We start from the raw sequence: 16,078 nt of genomic DNA, 5'->3' as shown, positions 1-16,078 counted from the left end.
CATTGCCGGCGCTGACCGTCCCGGTTGTCACGCGACGGTCACGCGGCATGGATAGCATGCGCCTCGATCTTCTCGATTCATCGGGCCGTGCCGGCGGATTGGCGCCGGCCGTGTCCTTTTCGAGCGCATTGATGAAAACCTTATGGCAATCTCGGCGGCAACCGTCGGCTTCTGCGTGCTGGCGGGGTGCATAGTGGGACTGCCCGCGCAATGTGCCTGGGCCGGCCAGGCGAACGCTCCGGATGTCGCCCGCAGCGTGGCGAATACGGCGATGCGGTTCGATCTTCCGCGCCAGCCCCTGGCGGCCGCGCTGGAGCGGTATGGGCAGGCGACCGGCCTGCCGGTGTTTTTTGACGCGGTCCTGGTGCAGGGCCGCTGGTCGTCGCCGGTGGCCGGCTCGTACACGCCACGGGAAGCGTTGGGGCGCATGCTGGAATCCACGGGTTTGCATCCGCAAAGCGCGGGCGCGGGGCAGCGCGAGGCGTTCGTGATCCTGCCCGACCCTCCGTCGAGCGGCGCTGCGCCGCGCGGCGAACCGTCAGCGCCGCCGGCCTCGCCGGGGCTGGTTTTCCGGCGCTACGATGGCCTGGCCCAGACGCGCATCCGGGAAACTTTCTGTGCCGATCCCCGCTTGGCGCGGGGAGATTATCGCGCCGCCGTGCAGTTCGGCATCGACCCGGCGGGACGTATCGTCGAAGCCTGGCTGCTGCATACGACCGGTGACGGTGGACGCGATGCAGCGATCATCGCGGCGCTGCACGGCGTCAGGCTGGATCGACCGCCTCCGGCGCACATGGAGCAGCCCATCACCCTGGTGATCCAGGGCGAGAGCGGGCGGGCGTTCTGCCCCGCCGGCCGCTGAGCGGTCGCGCGATGCCCGATGCCACGATTCCCGCGCTCAGGAGTTTCCTGGTCTCCCGCTACGCCGACCTGAAGCGTACGTTGACGCGCCGGCTGGGGTGCGCCGACCTGGCCGGCGACGCGTTGCAGGATACGTGGCTGAAGCTGGAAAGCCGGGACGATGCCGAGGGCGTGAGAGAACCGTTCGCCTACCTGCTGAGGACCGCGGTCAATGTCGCGTACGACCGGCAGCGCAATCAGAGCCGGCTGGTGTCCGGGAGCGAGATCGAAGCGTTGCTGGCCGAACAGCCGGACCCGGCTCCCCAGCCGCCGGATGCGTTGACCGCCCGCCGCGAGCTGGACACGCTCATGGCGGCCATCGAGAAGCTTCCCGAGCGGCGGCGCCAGATCCTTGTGATGGTGCGATGGGAGCACGTGCCGCAGCGGGAAGTGGCTGAACGCCTGGGGGTGTCGCTGCGCACGGTCGAACAGGAATTGAAGAAGGCCCACGATTTCTGCGCCGCGCGGGTGGACCGGACGAGGCAGGGAAAATGAGGATGTGGTTTTTGCCGTGCCGATCCGTCGTTCATGTAGGCGGCACACCCATGGACGGCCACGCGGCAGAGGCGGGGCGATGAAGACTTCGACGGAGCGGGACGCGTACGGCGACGCCTCGCGCATACAGCGGGAGGCGCAGGCCTGGTTGCGCCGCCTGACTTCGGGCGAAGCCACGCAACTCGACGTGGACGGATTCCGCCGTTGGCGTGGCAGCAGTCCGGCGCATGGTCAGGCCTTCGCAGAGGCCCGGCGGGTATGGAACATGCTCGATCCTGCGGCCGCGCGGCTGGTCTCGGCCGGCCTGGGAGCGGTTCCCGCCGCGCCGGCGGATCGGGCATGGCGACGCCGTGCTTTCCTGGGCGCGGCCCTGGGCGCCGCGGGGGCGGCCGGCGTGGCGGCGGTCGCGCCGCTGTCGCTGTGGCCCGGCGTCGGGGAGTGGGGAGCCGATTATCGGACCGGCACCGGCGAACAGCGCCGGCTCGATTTTACGGATCAGGCGCGGGTCGAACTGAATACCCGTACGGCGTTGAACCGGTATGAAGTCGATGGCCGGATGCGGGGCGTGCGGCTGATCCAGGGGGAGGCGGCCGTGGACCTGCCGGCGTCTTCCACGCCATTCGAAGTCGTGGCGGGGGCGGGCCACGTCATTGGGGAAGCGGGTGGGTTCATCGTGCGCCATCTGGACGGGTCGAGCTGCGTCACCTGCATCGAAGGCCTGGTCCGGGTGGAGCATCCCCGGGGCGTGCGCCAACTCGCGGGAGGGCAGCAACTGTCCTATGACGATGCCGCGGTACGGGACGTGGCCACCGTGAATCCCGAGGAGTGGTCGGCCTGGCGGCAAGGCCTGCTGGTTTTCAGGAAGGCGCCGCTGTCCAGGGTGATCGACGAAATCAATCGCTATCGCTCCGGCAAGGTGGTGTTGTGGGCGGATGCCTTGCGTGATCGCGAAGTAAGCGGCCGGTTCTCGATCGCCTCGCTCGACACGGTGTTGCTGCAGATCCAGCGTTCGTACGGGCTGCGGTCGCAGTCCCTGCCCGGCGGAGTGCTGATTCTCAGCTGAAAGGCCGCTCGGCTCCGCCCGCACATGACAAAAGAAAGTCTAGTGGGTTTTGCCGCCAGGATCCGTCAATCCAGTGAGGCTCGCATGGCGCTTTCCGGCGCATGGGGAGCGAGACGACTCGAATCATCGCTGGGGATCAGATGGGCACTCATGAACGCCGCGCAGGCACCTTCAATTACCTTCGCAACCACCAGGCCAGGCTGCGTCGATCGCCGTTGACCCATGCCATCGCGCTGGCCTTGGCGGCGGGAGGCGCGGCCGGCAGTGCGCATGCGCAGCATGCGTTCAGTCCGGCATGGTTCGCGGCGAAGGGGGCGGCGCAGGGCACCGCGGCGGCGACGGGGCGGCTGCCCAATGGCTTGCCGGCTTCGTCGTTGACGGCGCCCGAGCAGCAGTCGGCGGCGGCGCGGCAGAAGCTGCAGACCTCGATCAACAACCTGAACCTGGCGGCGCAGGCGATCGCGGCGCAGCAGGCCTTGCAGAAGGCGGCGCGGGAGGCGGCGCTGGCGAACGGAACGTCGGTGCCGGATGGCCTGGGCGAGGGCGGTCTGAAGGTGGACACGAACAGCCTGACGGCGGGCTGGGTCAACGCCAGAGATCCGGTGCAGACGGCATCGGGCGGCAAGACGAAGGTGACGATCGAGCAGACGGCGGACAAGGCGATCCTGAACTGGGAGACGTTCAACGTCGGCAAGGAGACGACGGTGGCGTTCGACCAGCAGGCGAGCTGGTCGGTGCTGAACCGGGTGAACGATCCGCGGGCGCGTCCGAGCCAGATCGAGGGCCAGATCGAGGCGCCCGGGACGGTGATGATCGTGAACCGCAACGGGATCGTGTTCAGCGGGTCGAGCCAGGTGAACGTGCGCAACCTGGCGGCGGCCGCGGCGGGGATGACCGACAGCCAGTTCAAGAAGGGGCTGTACAGCGAGGGGCAGGGTAGCGGGCATATCCCGACCTTCGCCAATGACCTGGAGACGACGGCCAGCAGCAACAGCCATGGCGCGGCGACGGGACAGGTGGTGGTGGAGCGGGGGGCACGGATCGCCACGCACGTTCCGCAGACGGTGACCGAAGGCGGCGGCTATGTGCTGCTGCTGGGCGGCGAGGTGCACAACGCGGGCCAGATCACGACCGACGGCGGCCAGACGGTGATGGCGGCGGGCGATGCCTTCGTGATCAAGAAGGGCATGGGCACCGACGCGAACCAGGGCTCCACGACGCGGGGCCAGGTAGTGCAGGCGCTGTCGGCGCAGCAAGGAGGGGCTGGCAGGGTGGTGAACCGGGGCCTGGTGCAGGCCAGGACCGGAGACGTCAGCCTGGTGGGCAAGGAGGTGCGCCAGGACGGGGTCGTCGTGTCGACCACCTCGGTGCACACGCGGGGCACGGTGCACCTGCGCAGCGGCGCGGAGCATGCCGAGGGCAGTGTGGTGCTGGGTGAAGGCAGCGTGACCAGCATCCTGCTCGACGAGAGCGCGACCACGGCGCTGGATGTGCAGCGCGAAGCCCTGGTGCAGGAGAAGGGCGAGATCGCGGACCGCCGCGACCAGTCGCTGGTGCGCATCGACAGCGGCGGCACCGTCGGTTTCGAGCGCGGCAGCCTGACCCTGGCCACCGGCGGCCAGGTCTACGTCGAGGCGGCGGGCGGTACGCAGGTGCGCGACGGGGCGGATATCGACGTGTCCGGCCACGTGGGGGTACGCATCGCCATGGAGGCGAACAACGTATTGATCAACGTGCAAGGCTTCGAGCAGCGCGACACCCCGGTGAATCGCGACGGCGACAAGCTGCGCAACAGCGAGATCTGGCTCGATCGCCGCGATCTGGTCCTGGTGCGCGCCGGCACCAACGGCTACGAGGGCGACCGCTGGTACACGGCGGGCGGCCTGCTGGAGGTGGGGGGCTACCTGGGCATCACCGGCCATGGCATAGGCGAGTGGTCGGCCCAGGGCGGCACGGTGAAGTTCAGCGGCGCGGACGTGATCACGCAGCGCGGGTCGCGCATCAATCTGTCGGGGGGAACCCTGGACGTGCAGACAGGATGGGTCAACCGGACCTGGCTGAAGGGTTCGGACGGCAATCTGTACGCGGCCTCCACCGCGCCGGGCGACTTGCTGTACACCGGCCTGTACCGGGGTTTCGAGACCGACGCTTCGCGCTGGGGCGATGCGGCGAAAGAGAGTTTCTACAACCCGATCATCGCGCCGCTGCGGCGCCTGGAAAATGGCTATACGGTGGGCCGCGATGGCGGCCGACTGGTGGTGGCGACGGCTGCGGCGACGCTGCAGGGCGACATCGAGACCAGTACCTACCAGGGCGATCGCCAGGTGCGCGCGCGCGAGTCTGGCCTGGACGGGTATCGCCAGGCGCAGACGGCGGCCGCGCGGCGGGCCGAATTGATCGTGGGCAATCTGCGGCCGGTCTACGACAAGGAAACCCGTGACCTGCGGTACAGCCCGGACGCCGTGGTCGAACGTGTGGTGATCGGCGACGGCACCGCGCCGGACTCGGGCATCGGGCTCGAGGCCGCGTGGCTGGACAGCCTGGCGCTTGGCGGCCTGAAGGTCTACGCCTCCGGCGGCATAGCGGTGCGCGAGGCGGTGGGCGTCGCGCCGGGCGGCGAGATCGGGCTGCATGCGACCCAGGTGGACGTGCTGGCCGACCTGACGGCGCGGGGCGGCAGTATCGCGCTGGGCAACATGGTCAACCGCCAGACGGGCGCGAATGGCGGATGGGTGGAGGCGCCGATTGCGTCCGCTCCGCCCCAGGCTTACGAGGCGCGTACCCTCATCGGCGAAGGCGTGACCCTGGATGCCCGGGGCATGTGGACCAACCTGTGGCAGGACAAGACTTCCGCGGGCGCAATGCCTTATGTGGATGGCGGGCAGATCTTGCTGGCCAGCTCTGGCGATGTGTTGCTGGAGGCGGGCAGCCTGGTGGACGTGTCCTCGGGCGCGGCACTCAAGGCCGATGGCAGGACGCTGTCCGGCGGACGCGGCGGCAGCGTGTCCCTGCATGCGAATGCCTATACGGCCTCGGGTGCGGCGGCGGGGAAGCTGGTGCTGGAGGGCGAGATCCGCGGACACGGCGTCAAGGGAGGGGGGCGTTTGTCGCTGCGGTCCGGAGAGGCGATCGTGATCGGCGGTCAGGTACAGGGCAGCGACGGCGTCCTGCGCGAGGGCGAGACGTCGCTGGTGGACCTGGTCACGGACGAGGCCTTCACGATCGCGGCCGGCGCGGTCCTGCCGCTGGATTACCAGTACACCCGCACGCATGCCGCGGCGGGTGAGGTCCTGGGTTCGGCGCCACGTGTGGAAGCGGGCGACCCGGGCAGTTGGCTGACCCTGGCCACCACCTGGACGCCGCCGCGGGCGACGGGAAGTTCGAGCTACACGATCCAGACGCAGGATGGCCGCCGGATCGTGGTTTATTCATGGCTCAATCCGGCGCCCATCGAGGCCGGGACGGTCATTGTCGCGATTTCCGGCCCGAATTACTTCCCCACGAGCTGGGTCGTTCCCGCTTCGGTATTTCCCCAGGGCATGGCCGTGGCACCGTCGATGGGCGTCTACAAAGCGGGCGCCGTGTCGCCGGTCGACGCCGTTTTTGTGCCGGGTACCGTGCTCGCCGCGGGCAGCCGCCTGCCGCAGTCGGTGGCGGTACGCACGCCCATGCATCTGGATGCCGACACTTTCCAGTTGGGTTTTTCGCGCTACGCGGTGCAAGGCATGGGGGGCGTGGCGGTGGCGGAGCAGGCGGTGGTCGACGTCTCGATGCCGGTGCTCCGTTTTGACTCCCAGTCGGGGCGCGAGGTGGCTTCAGGCGCCGAGCCGGCCGACGCCTTGGCGGTCTGGCTTCCGGACTTGACGCTGGATGACCCTGCCCGGGCCCGCCTGACGCGGCGCGCTGGAGCCAGCCTGGAACTGCTGGCCGGCGAGCGTGGCATCGGGCAAGTCGCCAGCTTGAGCATAGGCCGGGGTGCCACCCTGCGCGTGGACCCGCGCCAGACGATCCGTCTGCTTTCCAACGGGCAGATCCGGGTCGATGGACGCCTGGAAGCCCACGGCGGCGCCATCGAGGTCCTCCCCGCCGGGTTCAGGCAAGCGGGCCTGGCCCAGCGCCATGCCCGCTCGATCTGGATCGGATCCGAAGCTGTGCTGGATGTGTCGGGCCAGGCCTACGTGGCGCGCGACGCCAAGGGCCTGCGCTACGGGTTTGTCGATGATGGCGGCCGCATCGAGCTTGGCGGCACTTATGGTCGCGATGCCACCGTGGCCGAGGTGGCGGACGCTTTCGTGATCCTGCGGCCGGGCGCCGAGCTCAACGCCTCGGGCAGCGCCGCAACCGTCGACATCGAAGGCCGGCGTGATACGCCGCTCGCCTCCAATGGCGGCCTGATCTACCTGGGCAGCCAGAATGGCTTGTACCTGGACGGCACGCTGCGCGCCGCGGCCGGTGGTGCCGGCGCCGTGGGCGGCACGCTCGCCGTGGCCCTGGAGTCGCCGAACTATGCCAATGCCGAGAATCCGGACGACGCGGTGCGCGCGCTGCGCGAACTGCACCTGGTGCGCGAGCAGTCTCCTGAAACCCTGCTAGCCGACTCGCGGCCCGGGCAGGCCGACGCCGCGCTGGTCTATGGCCACGGCCGCCTGGGCGCGGACGCGATCCGGGCGGGCGGCTTCGACACCTTGTCCACCCTGGTCAATGGCGTCCTGAGCCTGGAAGGCGGGCTGGAGCTCGACCTGGGCCTGGGACTGCGTCTGGCGGCCGGGTTCATCGGCCTGCGGGAAGGCAGCGAGCCCGGCGCGCAGGTCCGGTTGTCCGCACCCTATGTGCGCCTGGCCGGCGCCACGCGCAACCAACTGGACTACCACGTCATGCCCTTTCCCCAGGGCAGCGTGTCGCCTGGGATCCTGCCGGGTTCCGCGCTGACGATCGACGGCTACCTGATCGATGTGATCGAGAACGTGCGCTTCGGCACGCGCGGTTCGATCACGCAGGCATCGGGCGAGTCGCGGGCGGTCGAGCGGGACGCCTTCGACCACACCACGCTGCGCAGCCAGGGCGACCTGCGTTTCCTGAAGTCCCGGGCTGCCGACCGCAGCAAGCTCAACGTGCCGGGCGACCTGCTCCTGGCGGCCAGCCAGATCTATCCGGCCACCCATGCCCGTGCGGAGATCTGGGTGGGCCAAGGGACTACAGGCTTCGACCCTGGGCGCAGCTTGAAGATCGAGCGCATCGGCGATGCGCAGGCCGCGGTTCCTTATTCCGTCTTCGGCTGGCTGACGCTGGGCGCCGCCCACATCGAACAGGGCGGCGTGCTGCGTGCGCCGCTGGGGCAGATCAGCCTTGGCGGCGATGCCGTGCAGCGCCTGGATCTGCTGCCGGGCAGCCTGACCTCGGTCAGCGCCGCCGGCCTGGTCATGCCCTATGGCGGGTCCATCGATGGCCTGACCTATCTCTACGACGGCGTCGACGTTGCCTACGATGGCGTCGGGTCCGGTCGCGTCGGGCAGGTCGGTCTGGCCGCCCGGCGCATCGATGTGCAGGAGGGCGCGGTGCTCGACTTGTCGGGCGGCGGGGAACTGCGTGGCGCCGCGTTCCTGACGGGACGCGGCGGCTCGACCGATGCGCGCCTGAACCCCTTGGTGCAGAGCGCCCGCGCTGGCTTCGTGCTGCCGGGCCTGGCGACCAATCCGGTCTACGCCATCGTGCCGGGCGCGCAGGCGGGCCAGGCCCCCGTGGCCGCGGAAGCCGGAGCGGGGGATCCGCTGATCGGCCGGCAGGTCGTGATCGGGCAGGGCGTGCCGGGGCTGCCCGCCGGTACCTATACCTTGCTGCCCTCCACCTATGCGCTGATGCCGGGAGCGTTCCGGGTGGAGCTCAACGGGCTGGCGGCCAGCACGGCCGCGCCTGGGGAGGCCAGCCCCATGCGCAACGGCTCGTTCACCGCGCCGGTCCGCCTGGGCTATGCGGGCACGTCCCTGATCGACGGCCTGTCGACGCCGGCCGTCCTGACGCCGGCCGATACCCTGCGCCGGTATTCGAACTACAACGAAATCAGCTATGCCGAGTTCGCGCTGAACTGGGCCAGCCGCGACGGCGTGCCGCGCCCGCTGCTGGAGCACGATGCCAAGATCCTGGCATTGGCGCCGGGCAAGGGCGTGGATGGCGAAAACGCCCTGGAAGTGGCGGCCGGCGCCGTTCGCTTCGCCCCCGCCAAGGGGGGGTATGGCGGCAGCCTGAAGCTGGAGGGTGAGCGGATCGAGATCCTGGCCGATGGCCAGGCGCCGACGGAAGGCTTCGAGGGCACCTCGGTCCACGCCGGTGTGTTGAACGGAATCGGGGCGTCCACCCTGGGCGTGGGCGCGTTGCCCACGGCGCGTTTTGGATTGGATGCGACCCAGGACGCCAACATGGTCGACTTCGGCACCTCGGGGACGGGCACGCGCGCCATTACCCTGCGCGACGGCGCGGTGCTGAAGGCGGCGCAGGTTTTCCTGGTCACTGGCGATCCCCGGGGCGGGATCACCATCGAACAGGGCGCGGGCATCAATACCTTGGGCCAGGGCAATGTCTCCTGGGATTCGCGCAACGGCTACGTCTTCCTCCCCCGCCAACGCAGCGTGGTGGCCGTCTCCAATGGCTGGCTGGACATGCTGGCGCCCGCCTCCGGCGATACCATTTTCGGCCCGGGCACGATCTCGATCGGGGAGTGCGCCGCCGGCGCGGACTGCTCCGGCATCACCCAGCTCTATTCGGAAGGCACGATCACGGCCGCGACCGACAAGGCTTTCATCCTGAGCGAATCGGTACGCTATGGCACGCGCAACCTGGTGCTGGCCATGGGCGGCATCAACGCGGGCAGCGCGCAAGCGCTGGCGGCGGCCGCGGCCGCGCAAACCCTGCCGCCCGGCCTCACCTTGAACCAGCAGGTATTGGAGCGCCTGCTGCGGGGCGACACCAGCCTGGGTGCGCCCGCGCTCGAGAACCTGGTGTTGACCGCGCGCGACGCGTTCAACTTCTATGGCGACGTGACGCTGAGCACCCTCGACCCGGCCACCGGCAAGTCGGCGCTGGAGCGCCTGGTGCTGGGCGCGCCGGCCCTGTATGGCCATGGCGACGCGGGGACCGTGGCCCGCATCGAGACGGACACCCTGGTGTGGAACGGCGCGGCCACGGCGCCGCAGGCGCCGGTGGCGGGCGGGCCCGGGACCGGGTCGGGACGACTCGTCGTCGACGCCAAGGCGATCGAATTCGGCTTCGGGCCGAACAGCCGTCCGGACACCGTTGCCGGCTATGACCGCCTGGCGCTGGGTTTCTCGACGGTCAGCCTGAACGCCAGCGAACGCGTGACCGCCAATCACAAGGGCTCCTTGTCGGTGTACCAGTCGCAAGGCGCCTGGGACGAAACCAGCAAGTCCTGGACCTACCAGGGCGGCGACCTGCAGATCACCACGCCCTTGCTGACCGGCGCGGCGGGTTCGGTCAATGCCTTGCGCGCCGGCGGCAGCATCGTGGTCGTCGCGCCGCAGGGATCGACGGCGCCGCTGCCCGATTCCGCCGCCTCGACCGCAGCCCTGGGAGCCGAGCTGTCGCTGGAAGCCGGCAAGAACCTGGTGCTGGACACCGCCGTGCTGCTGCCCAGCGGCAAGCTGACCTTGTCCGCCCAGGAGGACGTGAACCTGGCGTCCGGGGCCCGGCTGGACCTGGCGGGCCGCGAGATCGGCTTCTTCGATGTCAGCAAGTACAGCTGGGGCGGCGACGTCCTGCTTTCGAGCCGCCACGGCGACGTCCTGCAGCATGCCGACGCCGGCATCGATGTCTCGGCCCGGTTCAACCGGGCCGGCAAGGTCGAAGCCACCGCCCTGGAAGGCACGGTCGAGCTGGCCGGCCAGATCCTGGGCGGCAGCACCGGCCACTACGACGCCGGCGGCACCGCGGTGCCCTACGCGTCGGGGTATGTGGACATACGCGGCCGGCACATCGCCGACTTCGCTGGCCTGAACGCTCGTCTGACGGCGGGCGAAGTCTTCGGCGGACGCAGCTTCCAGTTGAAGGAAGGCAGCCTGGAGATCGGCAGCGAAATCAAGGCGCGCGAAATCAATGTCTCGGTCGATAACGGCAGCTTGCGAGTGACAGGCCGTGTGGACGCGAGCGGCGAACAGGCGGGCAGCATCCGTTTGGCCGCCAACGAAGGCGTGACCATCGCCGGCACGGCGCAATTGGACGCCAGCGCCACGGTGTTGCGTCGCGACAGTTACGGTCAGGTCATCGAGGCGCCCAACCGGGCCGTGATCGAACTGGACTCGGGCGATGGCCGCCTGGTGCTGGAATCCGGCGCCAGGCTGGATGTGAGCGTGGAAGGCGCGCCGGCGGCCTACGGCACGGTGGCGCTGAACGCCCCGCGCCTGGGCGGGGCGCGGGGCCGGGACGTGGCGATCGATGCCAGTGGCACGCTGCTCATCGACGGCGCCAAGACCATCTTTGTCAATGCTTTCCAACGCTACGACGATGCCCGGGTCGGCACGGACGAGACGGCCGATGGCCGCAGTTACCAAGTGGTCGACCAGGCCTACCTGGACGAGAAGCACGCCGACAGCGTGGCTTTCATCGGGAATGCGCTGGCCAACGGCGCGCTGAGGGGCCGCTTGAAGGGCTTGAGCCGCTACGAGGATGCCTTCCACCTGCGTCCCGGCGTGGAGATCGTGAGCGACCGGGCGGTGAACCCGGACGGCGACCTGCACGTCGATGGCGACCTGGACTTGTCGGGCCATCGCTATGCAAGCCTGAACCGGCACACCCAGAGGACCGGCGTCTACGGCTCGGGCGAAGCGGGGGCGCTGGTGCTGCGCGCTGAAGGCGATCTGGCCGTCTACGGCAGCGTCACCGACGGCTTCGATACTTCCCGGCTCGGCCAGACCCTGGACGACAACGGCTGGATCCTGTCCGCGGGCATGCTGCCCTTCGGTGGCGAGCTCATCGTGCCGGAAGGCGGGCGGGTCACGCTGGCCGCGGGCACTACCTTCGAAAGCCGGCATGTCTTGAACTACGCGGTGCCGCTGACGGGCTTCACCATGGTGGCCGGCGGCGTGCTGCCGGTCGCCGCTCCGCTTGCACAGCCACTGACGCTGCCGGCCGGGACGGTGCTGAGCGGCGCCATCCTGGATGCGAAGGGAACGGTCCTCCACCAGGCGGGCACGGTGTTGGCCGAACCCGCCATCCTCGAGCCCGGCATGCGGCTGGGCGCGGGCTTTCGCATGACGGTCGACACGACAGTGGGCCCCGTGACCTGGCCCAAGGACGTGCCGCTGCCCCGCCTTTTCCACCGCTCGTCACTGGTGACGCTGGCCGAGGACGTGAGCTTGGGGAAGGGCGCGCGGATTCCGTCGATGACGCGGGTCGTGCTGCCGGATGGCGCCCCGTGGGTCGATTTGCGGGCGCCGGATGCCGAAGGCAACCACGGCCGGGCGTTCGCGCTGGCGCCGATGCTGCCTTCGGGTTCGCAGTCTTTCGACCTGCGCCTGGTGGCGGGGGCCGACCTGGCCGCGGCCGATGCCAGGCGGGTCAACGCCCTGGGCACGGGCACGCTGCGCCTGGCCGACACCCACTATGGCCGGGGTTACTTGCGCACGCCGATCCCGGGTACGGGTACCCCGGCGCAGTACCGCTGGTCGCCCAAGGTCAACCTGGAGTACTGGACCTGGCTGGGGATGGACATCGTGCCGGGCGCTCCCATCGAGGGCGAGGCCCTGGAGCTTTTCCTGGCCTACGGCGGCATCGACATGAACCAATGGGGCTCCGGCCCGCTTGCCGAGATCACCGTGCGGGAAATCCCGCCCGACCACGATCTCGAGGCGGAGTCGCTGCGCCAGGAGTTGTTCAGCGTGCTGCGCACGGGCACGGGCGACCTCGACCTGCTGGCCGGCAAGGATTTCGTGATGGACTCGCTGTACGGGGTCTATACAGCCGGCGCGCCGTCCGCGGCGCTGGCCCAGTGGGCCAACCGCTACGACCTGCCGCGCGGCCGCCTGCCCGATGACAGCCTGTTGTCGCGAGAGGGCCTCGAGTTCGAGGCCTGGATCGACGGCGGCTCCCGCAGTCTGTATCACGCCTGGTATCCGGAAGGGGGCGGCAACGTACTGCTGCGCGCGCAGGGCGACGTGAAGGGCGACGTGGTGGGCAGCGGTGGCGGGGCGCGTATGTATAACGAGCCGCTGGGCGACCTGAGGACCCAGCCCGACAGCATCAGTGTGGGCAACTGGCTGTGGCGCCAGGGCACCGGCAGCGTCGAACCCGATCCGGACCACGCGGTGCTGACCGCCTGGTGGGTCAACTTCGGAACCTACCTGCCTTCGGAGACTACCCCGAACCCGAACGCATCCGCGCCCTACGCGACCCAGCCCTATCTGATCGGCTTCACGGGCGTTGGCACGCTGGGCGGTGGCAACCTCGTGGTGGAAGCTGGCGGCAATGCCGGGTTGATCGATGGGCGGGGCAATGCCGGCCGGGAAGTGGGCCGCACCAACGTGGCGAGCCGCCCGCGCGGCCAGGCCCTGCATCTTGTGGTGGGCGGCACGGGACGCGTCACCCCGACGGGCGAACTGGTGCAGACCGGCGGTGGCGACCTCGATCTGCGGGTGGGGGGCAGCCTGAACCCGAACCCGGCGTTGCGCCATTTCGACCACGATCTGAACAGCACCCTGGTGAACCTGCGCGGCGCGCTGAACGTGCAGGCGGGAGCGGTGGGAGGCATCCAGGCCCAATACGGCATGCGCGACCAGATGGATACGCGCAGCGGCGACCCCTTCGAGGCCGCGGTGGCCATGTCCTCGGGGGGGCCGGTGCTGGTGCTGGGCGACAGCCTGGCCCAGATCCAGACGCGTGGCGACCTGGTGCTGGGGGGCGCCGCCGATCCGGGCCGGACGCGCCTGCTGACCGGACCCGCCTTCAGCGCCGATGGCGTCGCATTCGCGTATGAGGGCTGGAGCTGGTTTTCCTTGTGGACCCCGGCCACCGGGATCGACCTGTTCAGCGCCGGGGGCAACCTGACGCCCACCACCGCCTGGATGGAGGGCATCGACCAGGAGTATCGCCGCACGCCAGCCGACAGACGAAACCAGAGTTCGGAGTACGACATCGTCTATCCGGCCATCCTGCGGGCCGCGGCAGCCAGCGGCAGCCTGTACTACGGGGTCAGCAGCGCGGCGGGCTACCTGAGCCGCCCGGGCGGCTACCAGCAGATCGCCCGGCCGCTGACCCTGGCGCCCTCGCCGCTGCTGCCGCAGTTCCGGGGGGCGACCGGCAATGGCCAGTTGCAGTTGCTGGCCATGGACTCCATCCACGCGGGGGGGTACGCGATTTCGGCCTCCACCGCGGATCCCCAGGCTTTGTTCCATCCCCTGCAACCCGGCTTCAGCGGCATGACCGATCCCTTTGGCGGCGAGTGGGGCGGCGCGCTCTATGCGAACAATTCCGGCCTGGATCCGCTGGGCTGGTCGCTCTCCAGTTGGGCCTCCAGCGGCGGGCGCGGCAACGGCGCGGGTTTTTTCACCGTGGAGCGAGGCAATGTCTCGTCCTTCCTGCCGACGGCGCGCGAATCGGCGCGCTACTACGCGGTGCAGGGCGACATCGTCGGCCTGCGCGCCGGCCATATCTTCGCCCTGGGCGAGGGGGCAGGTTCACGCTACGAGGCGGGCGGTCCTGCCGAGATCCGTGCGGGGCGCGACATCAGCAATTCGGGTACGCCGCTGGGGAAGGACGATCCCAACGGGCAGATGCGAGGCAACGTGTTCGCGCATGCCTATGCGGACGATATCACCGTGGTCGAAGCGGGACGCGACATTCGCCACAGCAGCTTTTATGTGGTCGGCCCAGGCTTGCTCGAGGTGTCGGCCGGCCGGCACGTCTACCTGGCGGACCAGGGCGAGTTCAAGAGCCTGGGACCTGTGGTCAACGTCACGCCGGGCACCCGCAACGGCGGCGCCAGCATCGTGGTGTCGGCCGGCCTGGGCAAGGGCGCGCGGTGGGACGACTTTGCCGACCGCTACCTGGATCCGGCCAACCAGGCCGACCTGGAGCTGCCCTTCGGCGACCAGCCGGGCAAGGCCCTGACCATCTATAGCGGCGGCCTGAGCCTTGCCCAGTGGCTCAAGCGGGAGTTCGGCTATGGCGGAGACGACGCCGGCGCGCAGGCATTCCTGATCCAGAAGCAGGCGGAACTGGATGTGGCGCGCGCGGCCGCGCTGGCCGCGGGCCGCACCGATGCAGCCAATCGTTCTTTGGCGCGCGAGTACAAGGTCGAAGGCGGTCTCCACCTGGTGAACTGGCTGAGCGAGCGCTTTGGCGGCAGTAATGGCCTGAACCTGCACTTCGACGCCACGACCATGGACGCGCGCGAATTCTTTGCGCAACTACCGGAGGCACAGCAACGCGCCTATCTGCGCAATGTGTATTACGCGGAACTGCGCGTGGGGGGCCGGGAGTACAACGATCCGGACAGCCGGCGCTTCGGCAGCTATCTGCGGGGCCGCGAGGCCATCGCCACGCTGTTCCCCGAGCAGGATGCGCTGGGCAACAAGCTGGCGTACGAGGGCGACCTGACCATGTTCAGCAGCGCGCTCTACTACGACCAGTGGGTCGACGGCATTCCGAAGAACCGTCCCACTCCGGGCAAGACCTACCTCCCCAAGTCGGAATGGGAGGCGATCGGCAGTCCGGGCTACGGCGTCGCCTTCTACGACGTGCTCGATGCCGGCATCCATACCAACTTCGGCGGCGACATCAGCATCCTGACGCCGGGTGGCCGTACCCTCGTCGGGGTGGATGGCGGCTTCAACCCCGGCCCCGGATCGGGCCTGCTGACGCAGGGCGAGGGCGACATCAGCATCTATGCGCTGGGCAGCATCCTGATGGGCCAGAGCCGGGTGTTCACCACCTTCGGCGGCAACATCCTGGGCTGGTCGGCGCAGGGCGACATCAACGCCGGCCGGGGCAGCAAGACCACTGTCGTCTACACGCCGCAGCGCCGCGTCTACGACGACGTGGGCAACGTGGCCCTGTCGCCGCAGGCGCCGAGCACGGGCGCGGGCATCGCGACGCTCAATCCGATCCCGGAGGTTCCTCCCGGGGACATCGACCTGATCGCGCCGCTGGGCACGATCGACGCGGGGGAGGCGGGTATCCGTGTCTCGGGGAACGTGAACCTGGCGGCGCTGCGGGTGGTGAACGCGGAGAACATCCAGGTGCAGGGCAAGGCGGTGGGGATACCGGTGGTGGCGGCGGTGAACGTGGCGGCGCTGAGCAATGCGAGCGCGGCGGCCTCGCAGGCGGCGACGGCGGCGCAGGAAGTGATGCAGCGCGAACGGGCGGCGTCGCGCCAGATCTTGCCGTCGGTCTTTACCGTGCGGGTGCTGGGGTTCGGCAACGACGCCGCGCCGGATGGTTCGTCGCCCCATGTGCCCACGATCACGCCGGCCGAGCGCACCAGCTACGACCCGGACAGCGCTTTCAAATTCGTCGGCCATGGCCCGCTCAGTCCCGGGCAGGCCGCGATGCTGACGCCGGAAGAAAGGCGCGGGCTGGAAGCAGGGCGGCGGCCGGCCCTGCCCAGGTCATGAACAG

At 69.5% G+C, this 16,078-nt stretch carries 4 protein-coding genes; all 4 read left to right on the top strand.

The genetic code is table 11. The annotated features are described in order from the left end of the window. The first annotated feature begins 142 nt into the window (after positions 1–142). The 4 genes from AC1Q6E_RS13680 to AC1Q6E_RS13665 all read left to right on the top strand — a co-directional run bounded on the left by AC1Q6E_RS13680 (position 143) and on the right by AC1Q6E_RS13665 (position 16,074). Entirely contained in the window at positions 143–862 is a 720-nt protein-coding gene (locus AC1Q6E_RS13680) for a hypothetical protein (protein ID WP_492572934.1), read from the top strand. A gap of 11 nt (positions 863–873) precedes the next feature. Continuing rightward, complete coding sequence (locus AC1Q6E_RS13675) at positions 874–1,395, top strand: RNA polymerase sigma factor (RefSeq protein WP_152800342.1); 522 nt, start codon at positions 874–876, stop codon at positions 1,393–1,395. A 79-nt stretch (positions 1,396–1,474) separates the two neighbouring features. After that, positions 1,475–2,458 carry a FecR domain-containing protein gene (locus AC1Q6E_RS13670; protein WP_152800343.1) on the top strand — a complete coding sequence of 328 codons (984 nt, stop codon included), beginning with the start codon at positions 1,475–1,477 and terminating at the stop codon, positions 2,456–2,458. A 140-nt stretch (positions 2,459–2,598) separates the two neighbouring features. Next, complete coding sequence (locus tag AC1Q6E_RS13665; protein ID WP_492572933.1) at positions 2,599–16,074, top strand: filamentous hemagglutinin family protein; 13,476 nt, start codon at positions 2,599–2,601, stop codon at positions 16,072–16,074. Positions 16,075–16,078: the final 4 nt, after the last annotated feature.

The organism is Pigmentiphaga sp. MLSB6-MA01 (assembly GCF_058793475.1).
This window is presented reverse-complemented; position numbering and strand designations above follow the sequence as displayed.

What these genes read in the sequence shown, in the direction of transcription:
- AC1Q6E_RS13680 (WP_492572934.1), top strand. Translation starts at nt 143, where the DNA reads ATGGCAATCTCGGCGGCAACCGTCGGCTTCTGCGTGCTGGCGGGGTGC.
- AC1Q6E_RS13675 (WP_152800342.1), top strand. Translation starts at nt 874, where the DNA reads ATGCCCGATGCCACGATTCCCGCGCTCAGGAGTTTCCTGGTCTCCCGC.
- AC1Q6E_RS13670 (WP_152800343.1), top strand. Translation starts at nt 1,475, where the DNA reads ATGAAGACTTCGACGGAGCGGGACGCGTACGGCGACGCCTCGCGCATA.
- AC1Q6E_RS13665 (WP_492572933.1), top strand. Translation starts at nt 2,599, where the DNA reads ATGGGCACTCATGAACGCCGCGCAGGCACCTTCAATTACCTTCGCAAC.